Annotated in this window: 25 protein-coding genes and 1 pseudogene; 16 read left to right on the forward strand and 10 right to left on the reverse strand. The window is 47.1% G+C overall.

Annotation, left to right across the window (positions count from 1 at the left end; all coding sequences use genetic code 11):
- Window positions 1–382: 382 nt before the first annotated feature.
- A complete protein-coding gene (gene cbpB / locus BVJ53_RS11950; RefSeq protein ID WP_129302596.1) occupies window positions 383–868 on the forward strand; it encodes a cyclic-di-AMP-binding protein CbpB in 486 nt (161 codons plus the stop codon).
- A gap of 55 nt (window positions 869–923) precedes the next feature.
- Here cbpB and BVJ53_RS11955 read toward each other — a convergent pair whose 3' ends face one another.
- Window positions 924–1,829 (reverse strand): DUF368 domain-containing protein, encoded by a 906-nt coding sequence (locus tag BVJ53_RS11955; protein ID WP_129302597.1) that lies wholly within the window; start codon window positions 1,827–1,829, stop codon window positions 924–926.
- Window positions 1,830–1,883: 54 nt separating this feature from the next.
- Window positions 1,884–2,759 carry a mechanosensitive ion channel family protein gene (locus BVJ53_RS11960; RefSeq protein ID WP_129302620.1) on the reverse strand — a complete coding sequence of 292 codons (876 nt, stop codon included), beginning with the start codon at window positions 2,757–2,759 and terminating at the stop codon, window positions 1,884–1,886.
- Between the two features lie 458 nt (window positions 2,760–3,217).
- On the opposite strand from BVJ53_RS11960, the gene BVJ53_RS11970 reads away from it, so the two are divergent.
- The 3 genes from BVJ53_RS11970 to BVJ53_RS11980 all read left to right on the forward strand — a co-directional run bounded on the left by BVJ53_RS11970 (window position 3,218) and on the right by BVJ53_RS11980 (window position 4,836).
- Window positions 3,218–3,646, forward strand: coding sequence for a DUF948 domain-containing protein (locus tag BVJ53_RS11970; RefSeq protein WP_129302598.1), 429 nt, complete (start codon window positions 3,218–3,220; stop codon window positions 3,644–3,646).
- 14 nt (window positions 3,647–3,660) lie between these two features.
- Window positions 3,661–4,170, forward strand: a complete 510-nt coding sequence (locus BVJ53_RS11975; protein WP_129302599.1) for a YtxH domain-containing protein — start codon at window positions 3,661–3,663, stop codon at window positions 4,168–4,170.
- A gap of 144 nt (window positions 4,171–4,314) precedes the next feature.
- On the forward strand, window positions 4,315–4,836 hold the full coding sequence (locus tag BVJ53_RS11980) for a transcription repressor NadR (RefSeq protein WP_129302600.1): 522 nt from the start codon (window positions 4,315–4,317) through the stop codon (window positions 4,834–4,836).
- A gap of 146 nt (window positions 4,837–4,982) precedes the next feature.
- Here BVJ53_RS11980 and BVJ53_RS11985 read toward each other — a convergent pair whose 3' ends face one another.
- Entirely contained in the window at window positions 4,983–6,086 is a 1,104-nt protein-coding gene (locus BVJ53_RS11985; RefSeq protein WP_129302601.1) for a M24 family metallopeptidase, read from the reverse strand.
- Between the two features lie 321 nt (window positions 6,087–6,407).
- Here BVJ53_RS11985 and ccpA point away from each other — a divergent pair, with 321 nt between their 5' ends.
- Window positions 6,408–7,409: a catabolite control protein A gene (gene ccpA, locus BVJ53_RS11990; RefSeq protein ID WP_129302602.1), complete on the forward strand. Its 1,002-nt coding sequence runs from the start codon at window positions 6,408–6,410 to the stop codon at window positions 7,407–7,409.
- A 123-nt stretch (window positions 7,410–7,532) separates the two neighbouring features.
- Here ccpA and BVJ53_RS11995 read toward each other — a convergent pair whose 3' ends face one another.
- Window positions 7,533–10,286, reverse strand: a complete 2,754-nt coding sequence (locus BVJ53_RS11995) for a transglycosylase domain-containing protein (RefSeq protein WP_129302603.1) — start codon at window positions 10,284–10,286, stop codon at window positions 7,533–7,535.
- A gap of 320 nt (window positions 10,287–10,606) precedes the next feature.
- Between BVJ53_RS11995 and BVJ53_RS12005 the strand changes: the two genes are divergently transcribed.
- Window positions 10,607–11,290, forward strand: a complete 684-nt coding sequence (locus BVJ53_RS12005; RefSeq protein WP_129302605.1) for a YjjG family noncanonical pyrimidine nucleotidase — start codon at window positions 10,607–10,609, stop codon at window positions 11,288–11,290.
- 12 nt (window positions 11,291–11,302) lie between these two features.
- Here BVJ53_RS12005 and BVJ53_RS12010 read toward each other — a convergent pair whose 3' ends face one another.
- From BVJ53_RS12010 to BVJ53_RS12020, 3 genes are all read right to left on the reverse strand, one after another.
- Window positions 11,303–12,049 carry a biotin--[acetyl-CoA-carboxylase] ligase gene (locus BVJ53_RS12010; RefSeq protein ID WP_129302606.1) on the reverse strand — a complete coding sequence of 249 codons (747 nt, stop codon included), beginning with the start codon at window positions 12,047–12,049 and terminating at the stop codon, window positions 11,303–11,305.
- 144 nt (window positions 12,050–12,193) lie between these two features.
- The gene (gene pepV, locus BVJ53_RS12015) at window positions 12,194–13,597 is read right to left on the reverse strand and encodes a dipeptidase PepV (RefSeq protein WP_129302607.1); all 1,404 of its coding nucleotides are present in this window, start codon (window positions 13,595–13,597) and stop codon (window positions 12,194–12,196) included.
- Between the two features lie 153 nt (window positions 13,598–13,750).
- Complete coding sequence (locus tag BVJ53_RS12020; protein ID WP_129302608.1) at window positions 13,751–15,091, reverse strand: glycerophosphodiester phosphodiesterase; 1,341 nt, start codon at window positions 15,089–15,091, stop codon at window positions 13,751–13,753.
- Window positions 15,092–15,218: 127 nt separating this feature from the next.
- Between BVJ53_RS12020 and BVJ53_RS12025 the strand changes: the two genes are divergently transcribed.
- The 8 genes and pseudogenes from BVJ53_RS12025 to BVJ53_RS12060 all read left to right on the forward strand — a co-directional run bounded on the left by BVJ53_RS12025 (window position 15,219) and on the right by BVJ53_RS12060 (window position 21,715).
- Window positions 15,219–15,533 (forward strand): hypothetical protein, encoded by a 315-nt coding sequence (locus tag BVJ53_RS12025; protein WP_129302609.1) that lies wholly within the window; start codon window positions 15,219–15,221, stop codon window positions 15,531–15,533.
- 202 nt (window positions 15,534–15,735) lie between these two features.
- Entirely contained in the window at window positions 15,736–16,803 is a 1,068-nt protein-coding gene (locus BVJ53_RS12030; RefSeq protein ID WP_129302610.1) for a YibE/F family protein, read from the forward strand.
- Window positions 16,800–17,536: pseudogene (locus BVJ53_RS12035) on the forward strand (YibE/F family protein). Before BVJ53_RS12030 ends, BVJ53_RS12035 begins: the two are co-directional and overlap by 4 nt.
- A gap of 1 nt (window position 17,537) precedes the next feature.
- Entirely contained in the window at window positions 17,538–18,140 is a 603-nt protein-coding gene (locus BVJ53_RS12040) for a metallophosphoesterase (protein WP_129302611.1), read from the forward strand.
- Window positions 18,141–18,240: 100 nt separating this feature from the next.
- Window positions 18,241–19,617, forward strand: coding sequence for a bifunctional metallophosphatase/5'-nucleotidase (locus tag BVJ53_RS12045; RefSeq protein ID WP_129302612.1), 1,377 nt, complete (start codon window positions 18,241–18,243; stop codon window positions 19,615–19,617).
- Between the two features lie 65 nt (window positions 19,618–19,682).
- Window positions 19,683–20,309: a YutD family protein gene (locus BVJ53_RS12050; RefSeq protein ID WP_129302613.1), complete on the forward strand. Its 627-nt coding sequence runs from the start codon at window positions 19,683–19,685 to the stop codon at window positions 20,307–20,309.
- 8 nt (window positions 20,310–20,317) lie between these two features.
- Window positions 20,318–21,094, forward strand: a complete 777-nt coding sequence (locus tag BVJ53_RS12055) for a TIGR01457 family HAD-type hydrolase (RefSeq protein WP_129302614.1) — start codon at window positions 20,318–20,320, stop codon at window positions 21,092–21,094.
- Window positions 21,095–21,715, forward strand: coding sequence for a TIGR01906 family membrane protein (locus BVJ53_RS12060; protein WP_129302615.1), 621 nt, complete (start codon window positions 21,095–21,097; stop codon window positions 21,713–21,715).
- 93 nt (window positions 21,716–21,808) lie between these two features.
- Here BVJ53_RS12060 and BVJ53_RS12065 read toward each other — a convergent pair whose 3' ends face one another.
- The 3 genes from BVJ53_RS12065 to BVJ53_RS12075 form a co-directional block, all read right to left on the reverse strand.
- Window positions 21,809–22,462, reverse strand: a complete 654-nt coding sequence (locus BVJ53_RS12065; RefSeq protein WP_129302616.1) for a VTT domain-containing protein — start codon at window positions 22,460–22,462, stop codon at window positions 21,809–21,811.
- Window positions 22,463–22,548: 86 nt separating this feature from the next.
- Window positions 22,549–23,052 (reverse strand): phosphatidylglycerophosphatase A family protein, encoded by a 504-nt coding sequence (locus tag BVJ53_RS12070; RefSeq protein ID WP_010493824.1) that lies wholly within the window; start codon window positions 23,050–23,052, stop codon window positions 22,549–22,551.
- Window positions 23,053–23,094: 42 nt separating this feature from the next.
- A complete protein-coding gene (locus BVJ53_RS12075) occupies window positions 23,095–24,081 on the reverse strand; it encodes an NAD(P)/FAD-dependent oxidoreductase (RefSeq protein ID WP_129302617.1) in 987 nt (328 codons plus the stop codon).
- Window positions 24,082–24,376: 295 nt separating this feature from the next.
- Here BVJ53_RS12075 and BVJ53_RS12080 point away from each other — a divergent pair, with 295 nt between their 5' ends.
- Window positions 24,377–24,961 carry a peptidylprolyl isomerase gene (locus tag BVJ53_RS12080; protein ID WP_129302618.1) on the forward strand — a complete coding sequence of 195 codons (585 nt, stop codon included), beginning with the start codon at window positions 24,377–24,379 and terminating at the stop codon, window positions 24,959–24,961.
- Between the two features lie 63 nt (window positions 24,962–25,024).
- A complete protein-coding gene (locus BVJ53_RS12085) occupies window positions 25,025–25,408 on the forward strand; it encodes a CvfD/Ygs/GSP13 family RNA-binding post-transcriptional regulator (protein ID WP_129302619.1) in 384 nt (127 codons plus the stop codon).
- Window positions 25,409–26,265: the final 857 nt, after the last annotated feature.

Raw genomic sequence — 26,265 nt, forward strand, 5'->3', positions numbered from 1 at the left:
RCCGCCATCACGCCCAAGGCCACTTACACTCCGGCTTCTAACCGCGCCAGTTCACGCTCACCATAACGCGTTCGCTGGCGCAGGAGTCTGCATGTAAGGACCTTGGTCGCAATGGCGCAGACCGCCATCACGCCCAAGGCCACTTACACTCCGACTCCTAACCGCGCCAGCTCACGCTCACTTAAAAAGTTGATGTATTTCTTATGAATAACGACGACAGAAATTCCTTGATCTCATTCATGGTAAAATAAACATATGGTGTTTCCGCCTTTTGACGGATGGCACCGTCATGGATAAGCGGTAAACTGAATCAATAAAGTTAACTAACCTAACTTTTTGACGAATGTACTTAAACCAAGAATGTTAAAAAGGAGCTACCCAAATGTTAAATCAAGCCATTGCCAATATGCTGATTGAAAATCGTCATCACTTTATGATTTCTGCAGATATGGTTGCAACGGTCTCCGAAAATAACCCATTGAGTCATGCGTTTCTTGTTCTTACCAAAGTCCGCTATGCGAAAATTCCGGTTCTGGATCACGACTCGAAGTTTAAAGGACTCATTTCGCTACCGATGATTACTGAAACAATGCTGGGTCTGGATCATATCAGTTTTCAGTCGCTAGATACCATGACAGTCAAAGATGTTATGCAAACTGATGTGGAGACAATTAGCGACCCGTATGACTTGGAGAACGTTTTACATTTGCTCGTTGACAACCCGTTCATTCCGGTCGTTCAGGATGGGTACTTTACAGGTATCGTGACCCGGCGTGAGGTGATGAAAGGCATCAACAATATCGGTCACAACATCGATAAACATTTCCAGTTGGAACCTTTAGCGTCAGTCGTTGAAAAAGAATCTTAACTCTTTTAAAATCAGCATGCGGATCAATCTGTGTGCTGGTTTTTTATTGGCCACATTAGTTAGCGTCTGCGTTGGATTCCGGTTTATCTAGGAAAATGGTCGCTAAAACGCCGATGATGAGACTAACTACAACCAAAAGTGCGGGAATAACTACACCATTAGTCGGCCAATAAGGCGCGATGCCAGTTTCGATCAGAATGACCACTGCTGCGGCAACAATACCGCACACGGCGTAATAAACCTGGATTTCAAAATGTTCGAGCAGATATGCCATCAATTTAGCTACCGCAATCAGACCGGCAATGGCGCCAAGCATGAATGGCAACAGCAACGCCACTGAGCCCATCGCTGCGTTAAATGCCGACCAGTTACCGGAAACGAAGGCTCGGGCGGCATCGCCTAGCTGGCTGACGGCATTGTAGACGGTTCCGTACTGATCAATAACCATCAGCATGACGGAGCCGGAAATACCGGGGATGGCCATCAACGATACCGCGAAGATGCCGGCAAAAGCCATCACACCGGCATCGCTAACACTGCTCAGGCGCTGAATGGCAATGAGGTTCTCCGGCTGGGTCCCGCCAAGCTTGGCGAGTCCATAAATACCGGCAAATCCTCCAACCACTAATAAGAGGTACCACCAAGTGAAAGGCTTGAGCGCCAATTTGCGATAAATAAACGGGCCAATGCCTAGTACTAATCCGATAAAGAAACCATAACTTGGCAGTGGCCAGTGCGTGGTGACGGCTAAGACGGCCTTGGTGGAAATTAAGATGCCAACAACAGCGCCTAAGCCAATCGGAGCCAAGAAACGCAAATTTTTCTTGGGATTGGCGCGAAAGTGATTCACTGCTTGTAAAAGGCGGTCATACAACCCGACCACAACGGCAAAAATGCTGCCGGAAAGACCTGGAATGACAAGTGCAATGCCAATGATGGCACCTTTGATGAAGTTGAGCATAGCATCTCCTTATAAATGGATTTTGGTGTGGATATTGGTAAAACGCCAAACTGTTTATGAGCCAGACTGTAAATTGATCGGCGGCGTGATCACATGAATGCCGGCGGAGGTTAATGCAGCGATGTAAGCAGCGAGAAATGTTCGTTGCAAACTGAGCTGCTCACCATTTTCGGCGTAAAAAAGGACTTGGTAAGTAAACGTGCCATTTTTTTCCTCGGTCAAGCCAAGGATATCCGGACCTTCAGTGATAGTCGTGAACTTTGGAACTAGGTTGGCATTCACCTGCTCAATAGTTTTTCGAACCAAACCCAAATCAACGGTTGGCTCAAGCGGCAACTTAATAAGTACCTGCATGTTGCTGCGGGAAAGGTTGCTGACAATTGTAATGTTGCGATTCGGGATAAAGTTGACCGTACCGTCATAACTTTTGACCACCGTGGTTCGCAAGCCAAGACTCGTCACCGTTCCGGAAATCTTACCTAACTGAACGACATCGCCAACGTCAAACTGTGCTTCCAGTAAAATAAAGAAACCAGTCACAACGTCATTGACGAAGCCTTGAGCGCCAAAGCCGATTGCTAAGCCAGCCACGCCTGCACCGGCAAGTAATGTCCCCACCGGAACGTCTAACGTTGATAAGATCGCGTAAAAGTAGAAGAAGAGCACAAAATAGAAAAAGAGATTGCGCGAAAGGGCGTGGATGGTTTTGACACGCGTGCCTGATAAATGGGCGCGGCGTTGATAGCTTTTAAAAGTCCGATTGATGCCAAACTGACCTAAACGATAAAGTGCAAGAAATAAAATCGAAAAGAATAGCAACGACAGAACCTTATCAATCAGGGTTCCGGCAATTTTATCCCAGTTGATGGTTTTAAAATACCGTAACCACACATTGGGTTGTTCAGTTACGGCCGTTGCCGTGAACATCATGCCTGTCACGTGACGACCTCCTCTTAGTGTTGGCTTTATTTTACCAGAATTGGGGCAGATCTGCTGGAGATTTGTCATGATGGGGATAAGTTTTAACTTTTGTTGGGAGAAGGGGTGGATGAAGTTGGGTGGTAGGGAGTGAGGGTGGTAAGACAACTCAGTTTCGGACGCATTTGCTGGCGCAGAGATCGGCGAGCAAGGGCCTTGGTGGTTATGGCTACAGCCTAGGTTACTAGGGTGAATAAGGATAGTAGGGCAATCCGGCTCCGAAATGCGCTCACCGGCGCAGGAGCTTGCGTGTAAGGACCTTGGTCGCAATGGCAAAGAGCGCCATCACGCCCAAGGCCACTTACACTCCAGCTCCTAATCGCGCCGGTTCGCGCTCTTAAATCTTTTGCACCCCCCGCCCCTCGATGTTATGATTGATGTAACCAACTGGTTTGAATGGAGGGTGTTGCATGTCAGGTGGAGAGATTGCTTGGATCATTGCTGCGGTTGCTTTTTTGATTATTGCTTTGGCGATTGCCGTCATTGCCATTCGGGTTTCGGGTGTGACCAAGGAAGTTAAGGAAACGGTTGCCGAGATGAATAAGACGTTGAGTACGGTTAACGGGGAGCTTGGCGTTTTAACGAAGGAAGTCGAAGGCCTTCTTGCCAAGAGCAATACCCTTCTTGAAGATGTGAATGGCAAGGTGGCGGCGGTTGATCCTGTCTTTACCGCAATTGGTGAGCTTGGTGAAAGCGTTTCTGATTTGAATCAGTCAACGCGCAACTTAACTGAACGGGTTGCTCATGGTGCTAAGAACGGTGCCAAGGCAACTGTTGCTGCGCGTGTGGGGGCCAAAGCCTTTTCAATGTTGACCAAGAAGAAACATCAAAATGAATAGCAGGGGGAAACATCATGGCTAAAAAAGGACATTTTTTGCTTGGATTTGTATTTGGTGCTGCCAGTGCCTTAGCAACGACTTATTTATTGACACCGCAAACCAGTGACGAGCTGAAACGACGCGTCAAGCATGCTTCCGCGAATTTAGCCGATCGTGCGGTTGATTATTATGACTACGCTAAAGAGGCCAGCGCAGACTGGAAGCAAAGTGCAACGGATTTTGTTGATGACTTGAAGGCGCGTGGTAATGATGCCGATGGGTCGGAAGCGTTGGCTAATTATGATGCTGCGACTGAGCAATTGCGTGATCAATTGAATACTGCAACAGATACGGATACTTCGGCTGAATTCGATGATATTGTGCTTGACGGTAAAAGTGCTTTTGCCCAAGCCAAAGACGACGATGAAGGCAGTGAAACCCGCACCGATGAAGTGCCGGAAACGCCCGCACCAAAGCCGGTTAGTGGCGCCGCTGCCTCAGAGGCCAAACCGGCAAGTTCTGAAACTGAAGCCGCTGATAAGTAAATAATCAGCAACAACTGGATTTTGCATATCAAAAAATGGCGACAAACGAAAGACACCCCAACGTGAGCGCCTTTCGTTTTGTCGCTTTTAGCATCGTAGCTGAATTTGTTTGAAGTAGTTTGATCATGAATGAGGGAGAGTACTATGCTAAATAGCGAACGTCAGGCACATATCAAAGCCACTTTGAGTACTGCTGCCGAGCCGCTTAGTGCGTCGAGTTTTGCTCGGCGGTTTACCGTTAGTCGTCAGACCATTGTCGGCGATATTGCACTTTTGCGGGCCCAGGGCGAACCTATCATTGCGACGCCGCGCGGTTATACGTTGTCACATCCGGCGGCTCACGAGTTTTTAATTCCTTGTAAACACACACCGGAGCAAACGGAACAAGAACTGCAACTGATTCTCGACAATGGCGGTTGGATTGAGGACGTTTTAGTCGAACATCCGTTATATGGTCAGTTACGCGGTCAGCTGAACATTCGCACCGTTGCTGATATGAAGCTCTTTTTGAGTCGACTAGCGCGTTATCAAGGCCGCCTACTGTCGGAGCTAACCGGTGGCATTCATTTGCACACGATCAGCGTTAAAAATGAACGGAGTATTATCAAAATTAGAGAAGCACTACGCAAAGCCGGCATTTTATACGAGCAGTCGGAAGCGAACTAGTCAATTTCGGAATTTTCGTTGGTGCGGACACAATGGCGGCATTCATGAACTTGGCAACAAAAAATGGCTCTGAGAAGGTAGTGTCAACCTCCTCAGAGCCATTTTAATGTTGGTGGTCATCTTTTTGCTAAGGAACAATGTACCCCCTAACCATTGATAACAGTGAATTCCTTAGATGTATGGGTAAAAGGTTCGCAGCCCGTTTCAGTGACATGGACACAGTCTTCGATCCGAACGCCAGCGACACCGGGAACGTAAATACCGGGTTCAATCGAGAAGCACATGCCGGGTTGTAAAATCATATCGTTGCCTTCCATGATGGATGGAAATTCATGGGTGGACATGCCAATCCCGTGACCCAAGCGGTGATTAAAATACTCGCCATAGCCCGCCTTGGTAATCATGTCGCGCGCGATTTTGTCGAGCTCGGAGGCTTTTAATCCTGGCTTAACGGCGGCCATAGCAGTCAGGTTCGCCTCTAAACAAATATCGAAAATTTCACGGGGCTTACCCGTCACCTGACCAAAAGCGACGGTGCGCGTGGCGTCGGACATGTAACCATGGTTGTCTGTGCCAAGATCAAACAAGATCAGTTCGTTTGGTGCAAGTTTCGTTCCCATGGGTTCACCATGTGGATTGGCTGCATCGACGCCAGCCTGAACGATGGTGCCGAAACTCATGTGCATGACGCCTTCCTTCATCATCGCATAGTCAATTTCAGCAGCGACTTCCTGCTCGGTCGCACCTGCTTTAATCGCTTTGAACCCGGCTTGGAACGCACGATCAGCTTGAGCACCGGCGACTTCCATTTGCTTGATTTCGGCTGGTGTTTTGATTAACCGTTGCTTTTCAATAAATCGGGAAGCATCCACCGGAAAAGTGGCGTCAGGAAACTGCTTCATGATGGCTTCAAACTTGAAAACAGCGACGTGATCCTTTTCGATAGCCCATTTGGTTGGATTAGGGTTCACAGCCTTGATATGGGTGGCCATGACGGCAAACGGATCCTCATGATCAAGATAGCCGAATACCTGATAAGGCCAGCCGGCTTTTTTAACTTCCTCAATGGTTAGTTGTGGCGTGAACAAAAACGGATCCTTGTCCGGGGTGACGATTAAAGCGGTGATACGCTCTTCGGGATCCTGGAAAAACCCCGTGTAGTAGTTGATATTGACTGGGTCACTGATATAAGCGAGGTCAAGGCCTTCTTCGCCGACCCAGGCTTGTAATGCTGCTAAATGTTCGTTCATCGGTATCCTCCTCAAAAGGGCACAGCACAAAATATCATGCAAAACGACTCTTTTACCGCATTTTGTGATGCACCATGATATTGATGCGCCAGTTGCTTATGCATCGAATACGGCTCGCACGATAAGAAGCTAGTCACGATGCCAATGCAACTTTCATTACCAGTATATCACGAGCCATGAGAGAGGCTTTCTGAAAAGCCTATTTGTGAAAATTTCATGGAAAATTCAGTAAAACGCTTGCATTGCCTTTCTCGTTCTGTTATTTTGGAATGTAAATAGATGCTTCGTGATTTTCATACTCACGACTAAGGAGAAAATACAGTGGAAAAACAAACAATAACAATTTATGATGTTGCCCGCGAGGCAAATGTATCGATGGCGACGGTGTCCCGAGTGGTTAATGGTAATCCAAACGTGAAGCCGGCTACCCGCAAGAAGGTTTTAGAGGTTATCGAACGCCTCGACTACAGACCGAATGCGGTGGCGCGCGGCTTAGCCAGCAAGAAAACGACAACTGTTGGCGTTATTATTCCTGACGTTACCAACATGTTCTTTTCAAGCCTGGCTCGCGGGATTGATGACGTGGCGACCATGTACAAATACAATATCATTTTGGCGAACTCGGATGAAAATAACCAAAAGGAAGTCTCCGTACTTAGCACCTTGTTGGCTAAGCAGGTTGACGGGTTAATTTTCATGGGTCATGAACTGACCGATTCTATTCGTGCCGAATTTTCCCGGAGCAAAACGCCGGTTGTGCTGGCAGGTTCAATTGATCCGGATGAACAAGTCGGCAGTGTCAACATTGACTATGTGGCCGCGGTTGAAGAGGCAACGCACCAACTACTGGAGAGCGGTAATAAGCGGGTTGCGTTGGCGACCGGTTCGCTCACCCATCCGATTAACGGCCAGTTCCGCCTGAAGGGCTATAAACAGGCACTGGAAAAAGCAAGTGTTGCCTATGATGAAAGTCTGATCTTTGAAAATGAGCCAAGTTATCAGGCAGGATTGGCATTATTTGGCAAGTTACAGAAAGTCGGCGCAACCGCGGTGATTGCCGGTGATGACGAACTGGCAGTCGGCATTTTGGATGGCGCATTGGACAAAGGTGTAAAAGTGCCGGATGATTTCGAAATCATTACCAGCAACAACACCAAGTTAACCGAAATGACGCGTCCGCAACTGACTTCAATTGACCAGCCACTTTATGACATCGGCGCAGTTGCAATGCGGTTGCTGACCAAGATGATGAATAAAGAAGAGATCGAAGAAAAAACCGTGATGTTAGGCTTTGATATTTTGAAACGCGGTTCAACTAAATAAGCCGTTAAGCGATACTGGCTCCTGTACCCTGTAAGCAAAAAATCGGTTCTAAAGACAGATCATGTTTGCCTTTAGAACCGATTTTTACGTTAGGATCAACTCGATTGGTTGCATGGAACTAGGTTACTGGCCACTGTCGGTTGTCGCTGGTGGCGTTTGATTGTTGGCATTCGTGCCGCCGGTCGTTGTGTTGCCGCCTGCGGTTGTGGTGCCAGTGTCAGTACCGGTTTCGCCTCCTGTGCCAGTTGCGCCGTTTGTTCCGCCAGTCCCTGTCGTTTGCGGTTCCCTTGGCTGGTTTTCGGAAGTGCCTTGCTGGTTTTTCTGGCTTGAAGGTACGGTGACGCCAGGTGTTTGACGGCTTTCCGTTGTGGCCGGTGTCGTAGTTTCAGGCGTAATCGGTGTTTCTTGGTGCTCTTTTTTGGCTTCGGTCGAGCGGCCGTTAGCGTCAGAAACCTGGCCATAGCCATTGCTTTTACCATTGAGATGGTCATAGAATAACTGATAATTCTCTTTGCTGCCGCCAATCCCGAATTCGGCTTTCGCAGTGGGCTGCCAGTCATTGTATAAACTCGTAACGGTTGATCCCCCAGTACGATATGTCCGACCGTTAAACGTCAGATCGCCAGCCGGCTGCCCGGTTTGCTTGTCAACGGTGACGGATTTTACCGTACTTGGCCGGGCAAGTTTCTGGTTAACTTTAAATTGTTTAGGGATGGTGTGATAAACCGCATTCGCTAATTTTGACCAGTATGCTTCATTCGTCATTGAGCTATTTTCATCGAGCGAGTAGTTGGTACCATTGCTATTGTCGTAGCCCATCCAACTGGCGATGGTGACACCAGGCGTTGAACCGATAAACCAAATATCACGAAAATCGTTGCTAGTACCGGTTTTCCCGATCAGATTAGCCGTGTTGAAGCGCAGCTGGTAGTTCAGGCTCTCAGCCGTCCCTGATTCAATCACGTTTTTCAACATCTGATTCATGATGTAATTAGTAGCTTTGGAGAAAACCTTGGTCTTTTTAACGTGATGTTGGTAGACGACATGTCCTGAGGGGTCAACAATTTCAGAGATGACATAAGCTGGCGTGTGTTCGCCTTGATTGGCAAAAGTGGAGAAGGCGCTGGCCTGTTCCTTGACGTCTACCCCGTAGTCGGTACCGCCCAAGGCTAGGCCTAGCTGGCTGTAATCATTGTCAGTGAGCGTATTGATACCCATTTTTTCCATGTAGTTTTTGACATTGACGGTCGGCTTGATACGTTTATACAGATTAACCGCCGGAATGTTATAGGACTGGGCGAGCGCTTCGGTGGCAGGAATGAAGCGATTTTGAATTTGGCCGCCGTAATCGGTAACGCTGTAGTTGTTGCCGAAGTTAGTCTTGAAGTCAGCCAATGCCGTTTGGGAACCGATGACTTTTTGATCAATCGCAGGTGCATAAACCAAAAGCGGCTTGATTGTGGAGCCGGGTGACCGCAACGTATAAATGTGATTGAGTTCACCTGACACGCCACCGACGAAGCCGAGGACGGCACCAGTTTGGTTGTCCAACACAATCGAGCCATTTTGAACCGGATGTTTAACGGTTTCGGTTTCGCCAGTCTTAGGATTGATCTGGGTCGTGGTGTAAGTTTGACCAAATGTATTTCGCGTTGCTCGCATAACAAATTGCATGCGATCATACACGTCTTTGTTGATGGTGCTTTTGATTTGGTAATTTTTGGAAGCAAAAAGGGCGGCTGCCTGCCTTAAATAATTGTTGTTTAAGGCATTGTCTTTTGCAAGGTCGGCAGCAGTGTGACCATCATTTTGGGCTAGTTTCTCGGCTAACAATGATTTAGCTTCACTGAGCACCATGTTGTAGACATACCCGTACTCATTGTCCTCTTGTTCGGCGTTTTCAGGCTTGAGGAACGCGCCTTTTAGGTCAAATGACTTAGCTGCAACATACTGCTTGTGACTGATGACGCCGGCCCGATACATCCGGAACAGAACGGTTTGTTGTCGATTAATTCCGGATTTGAGACTGGCTTTTAATTGGCCATTGGCAGCGTATGGCGTGTAAACAAACGGACTCTGCGGCAGACCGGCAATAAAGGCAGCTTCCGGTAGGTTCACCTGCTTGGCGGAAACACCGAAAAGTCCCTGCGCAGCTGCCTCAACTCCGGCAATGTTTTGCCCCTTGTTATTCCGGCCTAGCGTGGCAACATTCAGATAAGTTTCCAGAATTTCGTTCTTGCTGAAATGATTGTTTAGACGCCGCGCCAACATGATTTCCGCGGCTTTACGTTTAAAGGTTGTCTTTGAATTCAAAAACATCATTTTGACAACCTGCTGCGTCAAAGTCGAGCCGCCAGTCTGGTTACCCATGCCGGTTAAATCAGAAAAGAAAGCTCGAATCACCGCCTTGGGCACTACCCCGTCATGATGATAAAAGTCCTCGTCTTCAGTAGCAATGATTGCCTTGGTCAGCCACGGCGACATGTCGTTAAGGCTGACTTTTGTAGAATACAGGTCGCTTTTGACATCACTGAGCTTGACGTTATGCGCAAAATACATACTGGATGTACGGCTGGTGTTGGATAGCGTTGCCTTCATCGCTGCTTCGGTCGGAATCGGTGTCGCATCGACAATGGATACAAAATAACCACCAAATAAGCCGAGACCGAAAACAACTGCGATACCCAAAACGCCTAATAAATAATAGACAATACTCTTGATACTTTGAAGCGTGACATTACCGTAAAACACAACGGCAGTTTTACCCGTTAAATGTTTGGAATCAGCTTTGGAATCAGGACGCCGCGTCACGAATGCCGTGAACCAGCGGCGAAATCGAGTCCCAAGCGTCTTGACCCGATCGACGAACTTTTTCAAGTGCTTGTCCCACCTTAAATTTTGGTCTAGTACTCCTTAGTATACCGTAAAAATAAAGCGGATTCTAATGCCATTAGGAAGAGCGTGAGCATGGCCGGTAAGAAAACGGAGCATCAATGTCCTTGAGCGTGATGGCCCGGTTCTGGCCTTTACACCTGAGATCCTTACACTCCGACTTCTGTGGCCGAGAACAGTGTTCAAAGTCAGCTTGCCTGTTTGCCTTTCCCATCCATAGTTTCAAGTGGCTTCACTTGCGACCCACGTTGTGTTGTGCAAGACTGATAACTATAAAAATAAGCGTGTGAGAACAGGAGTTAGACATGTACCGAGTTATTTTATTTGATGTAGACGATACCTTGTTGGATTTTAAAGCAGGGGAACTAAAAAGCCTGGCTAAGATGTTTGCCCGGCTTAAATTACCATATACGCCGCGGATTGAGGCGAGTTATCTGAAAATCAACGCTGATCTGTGGCGTGATTACGAAGCGGGACGGATCACGCGGCCGGAACTGTTTGACGTGCGATTTGCCAAGCTGTTTCGGCATCAACATCTGAACGCCGATCCGCATTTGGCAGAGCGGACGTACCACCATTTTCTGGATCAGGAAGCGATTATACTGCCTCGGGTGATGGAAACTCTGGATGCCTTAAAAGACTATCGGTTGTTTATTGTCAGTAACGGCATTGAGCCGGTCCAGCGTGAGCGTCTGGCGACCAGCGGCTTAATTGATTATTTTGAGGATATCTTTGTTTCCGATAGTGTCGGGAGTCCGAAGCCGACCGTGGCGTTTTTTGATTATGTTGCCAAACGGATTCCACGGTTCAATCGGCACGAAACATTGATTATGGGCGATTCGTTGACGTCGGACATTCAAGGCGGTATCAATGGCAAGATTGATTCGATCTGGTTCAATCCGCATTTTCAACCTAATCGCGAGCAGATAACGCCGACTTATCAACTGAATGAATTCAGTGATTTGACGAAATTGCTGCTTGCGAACTAGATGATGTGTGGCTTAGTCGGCTAAGCGAATGGTGCCAGTTGTGACGACCATTGTTCCTTGGACCGTTTTTAACAGTAAGGCACCATTGTTGTCGAACCCGTTGATGATGCCGGTCAGCGGGTTTTGTGTGCCGCTAACCGTGATTTGCCGACCGATCCAGGCAGCTTTCGTCCGATAAATCGGCATAATGGTGTCAGGATTTGCAAACAAACGCATGAGATTCGTCAAGAACCGCCCGGCAAGCTCGGGACGTGGATCGGTACTAGGTTTTTCAGCAAGAAGGGTGGTAATCGGCTGATCAGTTGGTAACGGCGCTTTCGGTGTCGGAAAAATATCAACGCCGACGCCCAGCACCACAGCATTTTGTTCAAGCAATGCCTCTGCCAAAATACCGGCAACCTTTTTGCCATTTTTTTGCAAGTCGTTGACCCATTTGATCGCGGTGACAATACCGAACTGAGTTTCAATGGCTTGTTGCAAAGCGACACCTGCAGCCGGGGTGATTAAGGCACGGCTGATTTGCGGGTGGAAGGCGTAACTCAGATAGAGACCAGCATTGGCCGGACTGGCAAAGTGTTTGCCATGTCGACCGACACCGGCAGTTTGTTCACCGGCAATCAGAATTTGCGGCAACGGTGCTCCGTTTTGAACCTTCTGTTTTAAAACCGTGTTGGTGGACGTTACCGTTGCTTGTGTGATCACTGCTGCGCGCAGACGCGGATCATCCAACCATGGATTTAAGCTAGTAGGGATCAACATAAAAACTTTCCTTTCTCATCAATCACAAGTACGCAGAAGTCTGCTCCCGGACTTCTGGCGTACTTGTGTCCTCATTCATTTAATAGCTGTAAGATCGGCCGACAATCAGAAAGATGGCTATCTTTTAAACGACAGGCATATGCCTTATTTAACCAACCGGCTGATGGCGTCGGCGTAAATGGCCACAGCCATGATGATATCTTTAATCGGCATATATTCATTTGCCTGATGCATGACGTTTTCCTGCCCTGGCATCTGAGCACCGAATGCAACGCCGCGCTTGATAATTCGTCCATAGGTACCGCCACCAATGACTTGTTCGTGTCCGGCAATACCAGTGTGGTCAGTAAAAGTTTGTAATAATGTTTTAACGAGCGGATCATCACCAGGCACGTAATGCGGTTCCTGCGCATGACCACTTAACGAAACATCGAATTGGTCGGCGCCAACCGCGCTTTCAATTTGATCACGGATTTTATCGGCATCAGTGCCTTGCGGATAACGGACATTGACCAGCACGCTTTGTTCGCCATCCTGGGTAAACGTGAAGATATCTGGGCTGGCAGTTAACTCACCCATTAGTTTGTCCGTGTAGTTGATACCCAAGTGGTGACCACGTGAATCTAAATGCAGGTATTTGGCGATCATGGTCAAATAGGCTTTGCCCGCCGGATCAAAAGGCAAATCCACCAACAGGCTTGCTAGATAAGTGGCCGCATTCTTACCATCCTTGGGTTCTTGGGCATGGGCACCTTTACCTACGATTTTGATTGTTGTGGGATTCCCCAGCGTCAAGGTAAGTTTGACCCCTTGTTGATCAGCCCAATCGTTGACTTGGGCCGCAAAGCTTTCAGGCAAGTCGCCAGTGATGGTTACTTTTGCTTCTTGCGGCACCATGTTTGGTCGGATTCCTGCCGAAAATTCATTCAAAGTCAGCTCGGCCTCTGCTGCAGCAACCGGTTTTTGCACAATTTTGAAGCTGGCAATTCCTTTTTCACCGTTGATAATTGGAAACTCGGCATCAGGAGAAAAGCCGAAATCCGGTGCCGGTTCGCTTTCGAGATACCGATGCATGCCAACCCAATCGGACTCTTCGTCTGTCCCTAAGATGAAGTGAATCTTTTTATTGATTGGCAGGCCCAAATCGCGGATGAGTTTCAATGCGTAGTATGCAGCGATACTAGGTCCCTTGTCATCACTGGTGCCACGGCCGTAAATCTTGCCGTCGCGAATCACTGGGTTAAATGGGTCAGTTTGCCAACCGGGTCCTGCGGGAACGACATCGACATGGCCGAAGAGACCGAAAATTTCGGAACCGCTACCTAACTCGATTCGACCTGCGACATGATCGACATTGAGTGTCTTGAAACCATCCCGCTCGGCAATTGCCAAGAAGGCCTCCAGCGCTTTTGCCGGACCGGGTCCGAGTGGGTATTGTGAGGTTTTGTGCTCGGTGTCGCGTTCAGAATTGATCTTCAACAGAGTTGTGAGATCAGAAAGAAGCTGGGGTTCTAGTTTTTCTGCTTCCTGCTGCCAATTGATTGCCATGAGGTTAACCTACTTTCTTTCTATCGTTGTCTTTAGAATAGCATGTTTGTACCGCAGAAACGACCGAATCATTCATGAAAATAAGCAATTAACGGAGACGATTTGCAAAACCGGGCATCGGCATGTTTCAAGAATAAAGTTCGGTCCGAATGCTCAGCCGAAGTTTGTAACCAAGGCATTTAGCAAGGGTGTATCAAAAGCAGACTTTCCCAATGCCAAGTGAATGAGCGGCTTTTCTTTTGTAGGAATACTGCGATACAAAGTTAACCACGTGCCCATATTTTCCGCCGTTGGAAGTAGTTGTACATTTTTGGCTTTTATCCAGCCACCTTTGATTTTTAAATAAAGCTGGCTATTTTGGTAGCGTGCAGCCAAAATCCGCGCTTGTTTGCTATTGGCAATGTGTCCGATGACGTCTTGTTGGTGCAGTGGATCTGCATATACAGGAACCCGAAAACTCCGACTGGTAACAAGAATCTTCTGGTGTAGAAATAGACTAGCCCAACCTGCTTGGGGCGCAAGGTTGACCGTTTCGGCAGGCACGAAGGCATTGTTACCGATTTGATAATACGTACTGCCGGAAACGGTGACCATTGACGAAATCATAATCGGTGTTTGCGGGGCTAATTGTTCAGGACGTTGAAGCGGTTGATAAGGGTTTTCATAAACCGGAAGCGCCGAAACACTGGAATTAGCACCAAGATCATTGATACTCGTCGTGACGGATGCGGCTTTAAGTGCCTGAAATTCATGGCCTAGACTGGTGTAATTCGTCACGACACCATCAATATTGAGATTGACCAGCCAAGTCCACTTGTCTCGATCCTCGTTCATTTCATCCCAAACGTAAACTTTCTTACCAAGATCATGCAGTTGCGTGACAAGTTGGGGCGTCACCAAATCTGAACTTAAGTTAATGCCATCCACATAGGTCAGCACATCAAAATTGATCCGTCTCAGCGACCCAACAATTAGGATTCGCGGAACGGAAGGCAAATCGGCTTGTAATCGCTTAAGGCTGGCAGCCGAGAATGAGTGGAACATGACGCGTTTTTCCATATGGTACTGTTTAACCAGTGCCGTGATTTTATCTTCAAGGTGGGGATGCGGTTCGCCTTTAACGATTTTGGTTTCAATCAGGAATTTGTGGTTTGTCTGTTGCTCGTGAGCAAAAAGCTCCTCAAGACTGTGAACCGGTTCACCATTTTTGGTATGATATTGTTGAAGTTGCGCAAAAGTGCTTTTGGCGATGGTCAGGTTGGCGCCAGTCATCCGTTGAATCGTTGAATCGTGTTGAATCACGACCACGCCGTCAGCACTTTCATGTACATCGAGTTCGACATAGTCAGCGCCTTTGTTAAAAGCACTATCGAAACTTTGAAAAGTTTCTTCCGGATAGTTCAGCGGATCGCCACGGTGGCCAATTAGTGTAAACCCTGAAAGCAGAAGAAACAATGGCAGCAACAAAACTGCCACAGTAAGTCGTTTGCCCATGCAGGCTGCTCCTTTCCAGAAAAAACATTATACTTTAAACAATAGCATAGTGAGCGCGAACTGGCGCATTTAAACACGTTAAGATAAACTCGTATCAACATAAGCTGACGAATAAGGAGTGTCAATCTTGGCAGAAAAATATCAGGTTTTTGATATGATTCAGGAAATTACCCGTCTTGACGGGAGCCGTTATTTTGAATTAGGCAACGTCATGTTGAATGGCCGCGCGGAAAAGGCAGCCATGAAAGGCTTTATTAAGAGGGTACGGATTGTTCAGCTGAACATTGCGCACTCAACTGCTGTGGCAACTTATGAAAAGTATATCAACGAGCATTATGAGTTCCCACCTGCCGATTTAACGAGTTGGGAAGAATGGGACAAACCGGAAGGCCCCGTTCGCGATGCCTACCATGAGATTCTCCGGCAAAATCATGTGGGGTGAATTAGGGGCAAAGAGATTTTCACCCTGGTCAGCACGCGAAAACTGAATTTTAATAAAAACCTCAATTTTTTGCATAATTTCCGTGATCATCGTATAACCGGGCTTATCAGCGTGAGCATTTTCGCGAGTAAAGTGGACACGCGCTTTGCGTCACATTGACGCCGCTTATATAATGTAAGGCATATGAAAGCGAGGGATCCGCGTGAAGTATCTAGGTAAATGGCTTATTCCGTTCGTCGCGGCGATCGCTGTTTTTATTGGCCTGCAATTTGATAGCGGCCTCTATACCAAGCCGGTGGGTCAGGTTGAAGCGGTTAAGGTGGTTAAAACCACCACCCACCAAGACGAAGACGAAAATCGTGATCGCATAGTTAAGCAGCAGGTTCTGGTACGCCTGCTCAACACCGCTAAACGTGGTAAACGCATCACCATGCACAACACCTATTCTTTTAGTGGTGCGTTGGATAATAAACTTCGTGTGGGCGAGCAGGTTTTCCTGGATGTTGACAAGGGTGCCTATACCTTGAACAACGTGAAGCGGGATGCAATTCTGGCGGCGTTGTTGGTCTTGACTTTTGGCCTGATCTTTTTGGTGATGGGGCGGCGCGCATGGTTAACCAGCATTAGTATTTTGCTGAACACCTTGATTTTCTTTGTAGCAGTTGAGTGGGAGATCGGCAGCAAGCAGTGGCAGGCGTGGTGGCTGTTTGCCATTTTGGCGGTAATTTTCACTGTGCTAACAGCAGTATTTATTGTTGGGCTTAAGCCAATTGCTGCAACAATTGCGTCAGGTGCTTTGTTGGCCACGGCAGTAGCAGTGGCGCTCGGTTATGGCGTCATGACTTTGACCAATTTCAGCGGTATTCATTTTGAAGAGGTCAAATACGCCACTCAAACGCCGCAGCTCTTATTCTTTGGTCAAATTGTGATCGGCTCTTTGGGCGCTGTTCTAGACGAGGCAAGTGATATTTCGGTTGCGATCTTCCAGCTTCATGACACCGCCAAGGAGCGTTTTCGAGCAGGAATGGCCATTGGGCGCAATGTCATGGGACCGCTGATTTCGGTCCTGTTTATGATTTTCATTGCCGACACGTTTATGGAATCGGTTTTGTGGATTCGTAACAATAATTCAATTGCGCAAACGGTTATCTGGGTGATGGGACTGGGATTTGCCCAAAGTCTTATCAGCGCGTTTGGCATTGTACTGGCGGTGCCAATGACGAGCGGATTAGCAGCGATGATAGCTAAAATGAAGAGGGTGAAGGCATGAATACCATTCTTGCATTAGCCTTGGTGTTGCTTGTTATGATGTTTATTGTCGGTGGCAAGCAAGGACTGTCAAATTTCTTTGCTTTAACCGTCAACGCTTTGTTGATGATTTTGGTTGTCATTTTAATGGCCAGCGGGTTTAATCCAATTATTGTGGCAATTATTTTTGGGCTGATTATTCTGGCCAGCACGATTTTCCTCAGCACCAGCCAGCTTTCCGTGGCTGGACCGGCGTTTGTTTCGTCTTTGTTAATTATGACGTTGTTGGTCGGACTGATTCTTTTGACGATGACGTTAAGCCAGACGGCCGGTTTTGGACCGGAAGATTCCGAAGCACTGGAAGGTTTTTCCGTGTATATTGGCGTCAGCTTTCCGCATGTTTTGATTGCGACTACCTTGCTGGGTACGCTTGGCGCGATTGCCGAAGCAGCGATTGCCGTTGCGGCTGGGATGAATGAAATCAAGGATCAGGCGAGCGATGCGGGATTAAACAAATGGGACACGAGATTATCGGAACGGCGCTAAATACGCTATTCTTTGGTTTCTTCGGCGGCTTTTCTTCCTTGTTTATCTGGTTTGCGTCATTGCGGTATCCTTTTTCACAGGTGATTAATAATAAGATTTTTGTTGGCGAACTCTTGCAGGTCTTGATTTCGGTTATCGCCGTGATTTTGACGGTGCCAATGACGACTTGGGTAGTTACGACAAGGCATGCACATCGTCGAAAGGAGTAACATGCAATATTTTATTGCAGATACACACTTTTTCCACGCGGATTTATTGGGCAACAACGACTTTGCGCCGCGGCTTTTCCCGACAGTTGAGGCGATGGATGCGGCCATGATTCAGGCATGGAATGCGCGGGTTGATGATCGTGATATCGTCTATCATTTAGGTGATATTGCGATGAATCCGGAACATTTTCCCCAACCGCCGGAAGTTTTGGCAATTCTGTTACAGCTGCATGGCCGAATTGTTTTTATAAAAGGCAATCACGACTACGAATCACTATTTAAATTTCTTCATCGCCATGATCCGGGAGTGAACGGCCTGCCTAAGTTCACTTTTCATTCGGTTGGCACAATTATCAAGGACAACCACACGCAATTCATCATGACACATTATCCGTTGATGATGGGTATTGTGAAGCAGACGCTGAATTTACATGGCCACATTCACCACAATAGTGTGAATATTGCGGAGAATATCAACGTTGGGGTGGATGCTCCAGAGCGGGATTTGTTAGTGCCACATTTGGCGTTTGGCACCCCGCTGACGGCGGCTGAAGTACACAAGATTTATCGACTTAAGGCTGCGGTGTTGGCTAAGGAACGCTGAATGCAATGTGATGTTTGACCCGTTGTCTTGCAGGGCATAGGATAAAACTGAAGAGTTAGTTTAGAAATGTCACCTGAAAGACTAATTAGGGAGGTGCCTTGTGGAAAAGCTAGTGATTTTGCACACGAATGATCTGCATTCCCACTTTGAAAACTGGCCGAAAATTCGTCGGTTTATGCTGGGGACCCGTGCTGCGGAGCAAGCAGAAGGGGCGAGTGTTTTAGCTTTTGACGATGGTGATGCGATGGATCGTTCGGTACCGTTAACCGAAGCAACGGACGGGCAGATTAACATTCAGTTATTGAATGAAATCGGCTATGACGCGGTGACCGTTGGCAACAATGAAGGCGTCGGCAATCCGCACCAAGTGTTGGAGCATTTATATGATCACGCTAATTTTCCTGTGGCATTGGCTAATTTGTTTGAGCCGGATGGTACGCGTCCGAGTTGGGCTAAGCGCGCTGTTATGAAGCAGACGTCGGCAGGGACGCGAATTGCCATTGTTGGCTTTACGGCACCTTTTTTTCTGACGTATCAGCCAAATGGGTGGCAGGTTAAGACAGTCGCAGACGTTTTTCCGGCGATTCTTAAGGAACTTGAGGGGACCTATGATGTTTTGGTTGTGTTGTCACATTTAGGCATTGAGGCCGATCGTCACTTAGCCCAGCAATATCCCCAGATTGATGTTGTGATTGGCGGACACACGCACCACTTGCTCGCAGAAGGCGAATTACACGGGACAACTTTATTAACCGCAGCCGAAAAGTATGGCCATTATGTTGGCAAGATTACCTTAACGTTGGATGATGACCACAAAATTAAGACGCGGCGTGCCAAAACCTTTCAAACCACTTTATTGCAAGCAGCCGCAGCAGATCCGCGGGAAATTCAAGGTTATGAAAGTAAAGGCATTGCCTTGTTAAAGCAGCAAAAAGTTGCTCGCTTGCCTAAACATTTGGCAATTCAGTATGATCAGCCATCACCGTTACTTGATTTTGGCTTGGCGGCGGTCGCTGACGCTGCCAAAACCGATGCGGCAATTCTGAATGCTGGACTTTTTCTGACCCCACTTGGCCCTGGCGTTGTCACGCAGGCTGATCTCTTGACGTGTTTGCCCCACCCTATGCACTTGCTAAAAGTAACTTTAAGTGGCAAAGAACTGTGGCGTCTGATTATGGAAATGGAAAAGAATCGCATGTTTCTCCGCCACTTTCATATGATCGGCATGAGCTTCCGTGGCAAAATTTTTGGTGATATCGGGTATCGCGGCATCACGGTTAATCGTGAAAAGCGAACGGTTTTATGGCATGGCAAGCCGCTGGTTCCGGAACGTCAATACACGTTCGCAACGGTCGACAACTTTCTGTTTATTCCGTTCTTCCCAACCATCGAAATTATGGGCAGCAATGAATTGATTTTTCCGAAGCTTTTGCGGCAAGTGGTTGGTGATTATATGGCAAAAATTTTTCCTTTATGAATTCATGGTATACTTCTAAGATTGCGGTTCGAATGACTTATCAGTATAAAAGAGGAGGTTGCGATGTGGGCGAACGAGAGAAATTATCCGAACAAATTGATGTCGCCTTGACTCCGGACACAACCAAAGAGATGCGGGTCGTCAAAGTTGGCCAGGATCTTGTAACGATTGATGGCCGCCGTTATTACATTGTTAAAAACCACCGCGATGCGTTTGACCTTGACCGGTTGAACGAACGCTACAACGATATTCTCGATAAGTACGATTATATTGTTGGCGACTGGGGTTATGACCAGTTACGGTTGCGCGGCTTTTACAAAGATGACCGCCGTGGTGCCAGCAAGGATCAGCAGATCAGTACATTAGAAGATTATCTGTATGAATATTGTAATTTTGGCTGTGCTTATTTTGTCCTTGCCTGTCTTGATAAACCGGTAACTAAGGTAGCTGATCGGCGGCATGATCGGGAGCGAAAATCGATAACAGGCAAAACCGTGCACGGGCAACAATCAAAGCCGACACAGCGGCAACATCATGGCAAACGTAAGCCTTATGCCAAGGTGAACAAGCCATATACGGAAAAAACGACCCGAGCGGCGCATTTTCGTGGCGAACAGGCCAAAACAGTCAATCAAACACAACCACGCAAGCGGCATTTTACGATCCGTCAACGTGAGACTAACAAGAAGTAGGGACAGACTTGAAGTATAAAGGCTATATGATTGATCTTGACGGGACGATTTATCGTGGTAAAGAACGAATTCCGGCGGCTAAAGATTTTGTCGAACGGTTACAGGCGGCGCAACTACCGTTTTTGTTTTTGACGAACAATACGACTAAAAGTCCCGAAGATGTGGTCAAAAATCTGGCGGAGAATCATGACATCCATGTGGCGCCGGAGCAGATTTACACGCCTTCGCTGGCGACTGCGGCTTATTTGACCGATCTCAATCATGGCGATGTTTCCGGGAAGTCGGTGTATATCATTGGTGAGCTGGGGCTGAAGCAGGCGCTTTTGGATACAGGATTAAGGTTGAATGAAGTGGATCCGGATTATGTAGTAGTCGGATTGGATTATGACGTGACTTACCACAAATTTGAATTGGCCACATTGGCAATCAAACGCGGCGCCAAGTTTATCGGAACTAATGCGGATACTAATCTGCCCAATGAGCGTGGCTTGGTGCCAGGAGCGGGGTCACTGATTGCTTTAGTGGAACGCAGTACGCAGCAACGGGCGTTTTATATTGGCAAGCCCGAACCGACGATTATGGAAAAAGCGCTGAAGAAAATGGGGCTGCCTAAAGACGCAGTGGCCATGGTTGGCGATAATTACAACACCGACATTAAAGCAGGTTTGAATGCCGGGATTGATACGATTTTAGTGTATACCGGCGTTTCTACCCGGGATTATGTTTCCAAGCAGGTTCAACAACCGACGCATCAAATTGATGCCTTGACGGACTGGGAGGTCTAGATGAAACGCATCGTTCATTGGCTGACGCTTTGGCTAGCGATTGTCAGTGTTGTGATTTTTGTCACGATTTTGAGTACGCTGCTGACTTTCCCGGTTTATGCACATATGGATAATCTGCCGCAAATTGCCGCCATGTCGCTGGGACAGTTGTACCATAATTATTTGCAACTCATGGCATACTTAGACTTGCCGTGGATTGGTACGCTGCATATGCAGGATTTTCCCACAAGTTTGCATGGCGCGCTTCATTTTGCCGACGTGCGCCATTTGTTTATTTTGGATATTGTGATTGCCATCGTGACGACGCCTTTTGCCATTCGGTGGGTGCGTCAGCTTAAAACAGACAGAAAGCGGTATCTGCTGGTCCGGCCGTTTATGATCGGGGCGGTGGTGCCGATCATATTAACCGGATTGCTAAGCCTTAACTTTGATCGTTTCTTCATCATTTTCCATGAGGTGCTATTTCGCAATCGTGACTGGTTGTTTGATCCGGCTACAGATCCAATCATCAATGTTTTACCTGAAGGCTTCTTCATGTTTTGCTTTCTCACAGCATTTGCCTTATTCGAGGCTATCATGGTATGGGGTATCTGGCGTGGTCGCCAAGATGCGCGTCGTTAGTCGCTTTTTAAAAACCAAAAACGCATGCTCCCAATATCGGTGTGACGTTGGAAGCATGCGTTTTTGCATACCTAAAAAAATTTAATGATTAGATTAACGATCCACAACTTTAGCCGTGCGGGTTTTAACGGCTGCAACAACCATTGGCAAGAGTGAGATCAAAACGATGCCGAGCGCTACTAACGAAAAATGTTCTTTGACGAAGGTCACATTGCCGAAGTAAAAGCCGCCGAGCACACATAAGGTTACCCACAGGAAGCCGCCTAAAAAGTTGTAGTGGATGAACTTGCCGTAATGCATGCGCGAGCCGCCTGATACAAACGGGGCAAACGTCCGAATGAGTGGCATGAAACGAGCAATAGCGATGGTTTTACCACCATGCTTGTCAAAAAACGCTTCGGCTTGTTGGAGTTTATCGCGATTAATCAGCCGGCCAAACCAACCTTTGCCAGTAGAGGCTGCCGCGCCCACGTGTTTACCGATTTCGTAATTCATGGTATCGCCTAAAACCGCCGCAGCCAAAAAGACCGCAAAAAGAATCCAGACATTGAGGTTATAAGCCGCATTGGCAGCTAATGCACTGGCAGCAAACAACAACGAATCTCCCGGTAGGAACGGAAAGACAACAACCCCTGTTTCGATGAAGACCATCGCAAAGAGGATGACATAGGTCCAAGGGCCGAAGCTATTAACGATAGTGATCAAATGCTCATCGATATGCAGGATGAAATCAAACAGTTGGGTCATTGAATAAGCTCCTTTAATGAATTTACATCTCATTATACGGGATAATATGGAAATTTCATGAAACAAAGACAATTTTTAGAAAAACGTCAATAAATGTCGTCTTCGATTTCCGGATGCGAATGCGCCAGTCGACTTGCAGCCGCCGCCGCCATGGCACCCACGATATCGTCAAGGAAGGTGTGAATAATCCCCGGTTCATGGGCATTGAGCTTGGCTAGAATGCCTGGTTTAATCCGATCAATGTAGCCATAATTGGTAAAACCAATTGAACCATAAACATTGACAATAGAAAAGGCCAAGACTTCATCGACACCGTAAAGCCCTTCGTCTTCGGCAATAATTTTCTGCAAAGGCTCCTCAAGCTGGTTGGCTTCGGCGGCCTTGTCTAGTGCAATGCCGGTCATAACCGCATTCTGTACCTCACGTTTGCGTAAAACGATCCGAACGTTTTGGGTTGCCTCTTCAATGGTTAGGTTAGGGATGAACCGTTCCTGCAAAAACATGACGAGTTCGCCGATGTCACTTAAATTAACGCCGCGTTCATGCAACAATTGAATCGTCCGTTCATAAAGCTTTTCTTCATTGGTCATAATCTCACGCTTTCCTTTAGGCTAGTAGGGGGAGACTGATTTTTATCGATAAAGCTGGGTACTGTGCAACGCTTGCCGCCGTTCCGGATAGAGTCGGCTAAGTGCTTCGTTAATGGCCGTTGGTGCCTCACCGAAGCCACTGGCAATCAGCGGCAGTTTCCCCGCATAACTGACGGCATCGCCAATAGCAAAAATGCCCGGACGGCTGGTTTGCATTTGCGAATCAACCAAAATACCGTTCCGGTCGGTTTTAAAGTGCCAAGCCTGGAGATGGCGCTTGTCTGTGACAAAACCATAGTTAACTAGCAACTTATCGACTGTTAAAACTGGTTCGTTGTTACCGCGAACTTCCTTTAATTGCAAAGCAAGCTTGTTCTTTTCCTGTTTAACGGCCTCAATCAAGTAAGGCGTATGGATGGCAACACTGCTTTTTTCCAGTGCCGCGACACTTGCCTCAAGACCCCGGAATTTAGCACGCCGGTGAATCAGACTGACATGCTTGGCCACCGGTTCCAGCGCCAAAGCCCAATCAATGGCCGAATCGCCGCCACCGGCAATGGCAACGTTTTGGTCGCGAAATGTCTCGACATCCTGTACAAAATAGAATAATTGCTTACCTTCTAGCGCCGGATCGTAATCAACTGCCAGTTTACGCGGCGTAAATGCACCGCCGCCTGTGGCAATGATAACGGTTTTACTATGGAAGTCGCCTTGGCTGGTGTGAAGAATAAACGTACCGTCTTCCGCTTCATCAATCGTCTGAACTTCCGTAGCAGTTTTGACGTCTGGATGAAAATGCATGAGCTGAGTCTTCAACTGTGAAACAAGGCCTTTTCCGCTGACATGAGGAAAACCGCCAATATCGTAAAGAATTTTGGCAGGGTATAAATTACCGGTTTGGCCACCAAGTTCGTCAAGGCTTTCTAATAGCAAGACGTCTGCCTGTCGCAAGCCGGCATAAAAAGCAGCGAACATCCCAACAGGCCCGCCACCAACCACGGTGATTTCATATACATGTTGCACTGACATTTGCAATGCTCCGTTTCTATATAGTATGACGTTCATACCGTACCATATTTGATGAATGGTTACCAAGTTGACAGGGGCGGAGAATGCTGGCAAGTTAGGGAGATTGAAGTGGGATGAAGCCCGAGCGTTGCGGTATTTTTTGAAGCAAGTGTCAATTGCGCGGCAACTGATTTTTGATCTTAACGTCAAGGCTACAGGAGGGTTCCGTGTATTCGTCTGATTGGCGCCGGTTGCCGATGCTGGTATACTACGCCTAGAACGATGCACGTTATTTGACTACAAAAGGAGAACAAACATGGATTATCCACAATTAGAACTGGCCGATTTCAAAGGCCCAAAAGCGATTGTTAAAACCAGCGAGGGGGAATTTGAAATTGCACTTTTTCCGGAACAAGCCCCCAAAACGGTTGAAAACTTCATCGGCTTGGCCAAGAAAAATTATTATGATGGCGTCATTTTTCACCGGGTCATTGAAGACTTTATGATTCAAGGCGGTGATCCGACAGGCACTGGCATGGGTGGTGAAAGCCTTTGGGGAAAGCCATTTGCGGATGAATTTTCGAACCAGCTTTTCAATCTGAAGGGTGCCTTATCAATGGCCAACGCTGGTCCTAATACAAACGGCAGCCAATTTTTCATTGTGACCAATTCGCATTTGGACCCGAGCATGAAGGCACAGTTAAGCGAAGCTGGGTTCCCAAAACCGATCATTGACGCTTACCAACAAGGTGGCACACCATGGCTGGATCATCGCCACACGGTTTTCGGGCAGGTATTGTCAGGCATGTCAGTGGTTGAGAAGATCAGTAAAGTCAAAACCGGTGCTAATGATAAACCGGTTGAGCCTGTGACGATTAATGAATTGACGATTCAAGACTGATATTGGTTGCAACTGATTTTTAGGGTATACTCAAGGAGAAATCCAATGAAATGAAGTGTCAGAATGGAATATCGCATAGGAGATATCTTGACTGGCAAAGTCACCGGCGTCCAACCATATGGGGCGTTTGTGATGTTAGATGAGCACATGCAAGGATTAGTGCACATCTCAGAATGCCAGCATGGTTACGTCAAGGACACCAGCGATATTTTTACCGTCGGCCAGCGAGTTGAAGTTGTGATTTTGGACATCGACGAATATACCCATAAAATCAGTTTATCCTTACGTGCTTTACAGACGCCGCCAAAATTAAGCAAGAAGCGTCGCCGTAAGCATTATTGGACCAGTCGTAAATTTCACACTGGCTTTGCGCCGATTGCCGCTCACTTAGATGGGTGGGTCGCTGAAGCACTTGAACATTTAAACGAAGAAACCACCCAGAGATGAGTGGCTTTTTTACGTTAATGCGGTAGACGATTTTTCAAAGTGTCGGGCGTAGCAAAGAAAAGCAGCTTTTTTGGAAGGTCATGGGCTTGTCGGGTTGTTTTGGGAGAGCTAGTGAGATGTCGCTGACGAGTAACGATACGAGAATGCCCGGTGGATGATTTGTAAACTTGATACAAACGCGGGCACGGCACATTATTGAGATGATTTGATATCCAGGACTAAAATCGTTTAGTTAAGTGAGGTCATTGTCGAGGTTTGAAGTCTAGCTGAAAAGACGTTTATTATCTTGGTTGATTGACCAATGAACGTGAGCGAAATACGTCCATTGACCGTTTTGCATCGCAGTTAGGGCGAACTGCTGCATTTGCGACCATAAGCATTATGATTTTAGTGAACTTTAATCGTACTTCTTTGGGTATTGTTCGCTTTAACGCCGAATATTTATGCAATCGGGATTAAAACGTTCGCCATTTATCAAGACTAGCAATTGTTTGAATTTCTGCAATTTTTTTGTTGACTAGATTGTTGCAGTGCTGGTATGATACTTGTTGTTGTCAAAACAAAGGCGTCGATTCATGACGGATGAAATAAACGACTAGTGTAATGGAATGACATTTGGAACGAGTTGAATAAATATTCACTCTAAAAAGTTGTTGACATGATGCGTTGGTCATGATAATCTATCAAAGTTGTCTTTTGACAAGTCGTCCTTTGAAAACTGAACAAAGTTTCGTTTAAATGTGCAGGGTCCTTGATACTCCGGTATCGAGGCAAAAAGTAACATTTGCGAAGTCAATTCGCTAGAACAACAAATCGAGCTATTCGAACAGCTCATATTTATATGAGAGTTTGATCCT

The organism is Lacticaseibacillus chiayiensis, from assembly GCF_004123795.1.
Lineage (GTDB): Bacteria > Bacillota > Bacilli > Lactobacillales > Lactobacillaceae > Lacticaseibacillus > Lacticaseibacillus chiayiensis.

Excerpts from the sequence above, each read along its gene's own strand:
- BVJ53_RS11960 (WP_129302620.1), bottom strand. The coding sequence starts at position 2,759 with ATGATGTTCACGGCAACGGCCGTAACTGAACAACCCAATGTGTGGTTA.
- BVJ53_RS11975 (WP_129302599.1), top strand. The coding sequence starts at position 3,661 with ATGGCTAAAAAAGGACATTTTTTGCTTGGATTTGTATTTGGTGCTGCC.
- BVJ53_RS12005 (WP_129302605.1), top strand. The coding sequence starts at position 10,607 with ATGTACCGAGTTATTTTATTTGATGTAGACGATACCTTGTTGGATTTT.
- BVJ53_RS12040 (WP_129302611.1), top strand. The coding sequence starts at position 17,538 with ATGCAATATTTTATTGCAGATACACACTTTTTCCACGCGGATTTATTG.
- BVJ53_RS12060 (WP_129302615.1), top strand. The coding sequence starts at position 21,095 with ATGAAACGCATCGTTCATTGGCTGACGCTTTGGCTAGCGATTGTCAGT.
- BVJ53_RS12010 (WP_129302606.1), bottom strand. The coding sequence starts at position 12,049 with ATGTTGATCCCTACTAGCTTAAATCCATGGTTGGATGATCCGCGTCTG.
- BVJ53_RS11980 (WP_129302600.1), top strand. The coding sequence starts at position 4,315 with ATGCTAAATAGCGAACGTCAGGCACATATCAAAGCCACTTTGAGTACT.
- BVJ53_RS11970 (WP_129302598.1), top strand. The coding sequence starts at position 3,218 with ATGTCAGGTGGAGAGATTGCTTGGATCATTGCTGCGGTTGCTTTTTTG.
- pepV (WP_129302607.1), bottom strand. The coding sequence starts at position 13,597 with ATGGCAATCAATTGGCAGCAGGAAGCAGAAAAACTAGAACCCCAGCTT.
- BVJ53_RS12075 (WP_129302617.1), bottom strand. The coding sequence starts at position 24,081 with ATGTCAGTGCAACATGTATATGAAATCACCGTGGTTGGTGGCGGGCCT.
- BVJ53_RS11985 (WP_129302601.1), bottom strand. The coding sequence starts at position 6,086 with ATGAACGAACATTTAGCAGCATTACAAGCCTGGGTCGGCGAAGAAGGC.
- BVJ53_RS12085 (WP_129302619.1), top strand. The coding sequence starts at position 25,025 with ATGGAATATCGCATAGGAGATATCTTGACTGGCAAAGTCACCGGCGTC.
- BVJ53_RS12065 (WP_129302616.1), bottom strand. The coding sequence starts at position 22,462 with ATGACCCAACTGTTTGATTTCATCCTGCATATCGATGAGCATTTGATC.
- cbpB (WP_129302596.1), top strand. The coding sequence starts at position 383 with ATGTTAAATCAAGCCATTGCCAATATGCTGATTGAAAATCGTCATCAC.
- BVJ53_RS11955 (WP_129302597.1), bottom strand. The coding sequence starts at position 1,829 with ATGCTCAACTTCATCAAAGGTGCCATCATTGGCATTGCACTTGTCATT.
- BVJ53_RS12020 (WP_129302608.1), bottom strand. The coding sequence starts at position 15,091 with ATGGGCAAACGACTTACTGTGGCAGTTTTGTTGCTGCCATTGTTTCTT.
- BVJ53_RS12070 (WP_010493824.1), bottom strand. The coding sequence starts at position 23,052 with ATGACCAATGAAGAAAAGCTTTATGAACGGACGATTCAATTGTTGCAT.
- BVJ53_RS12080 (WP_129302618.1), top strand. The coding sequence starts at position 24,377 with ATGGATTATCCACAATTAGAACTGGCCGATTTCAAAGGCCCAAAAGCG.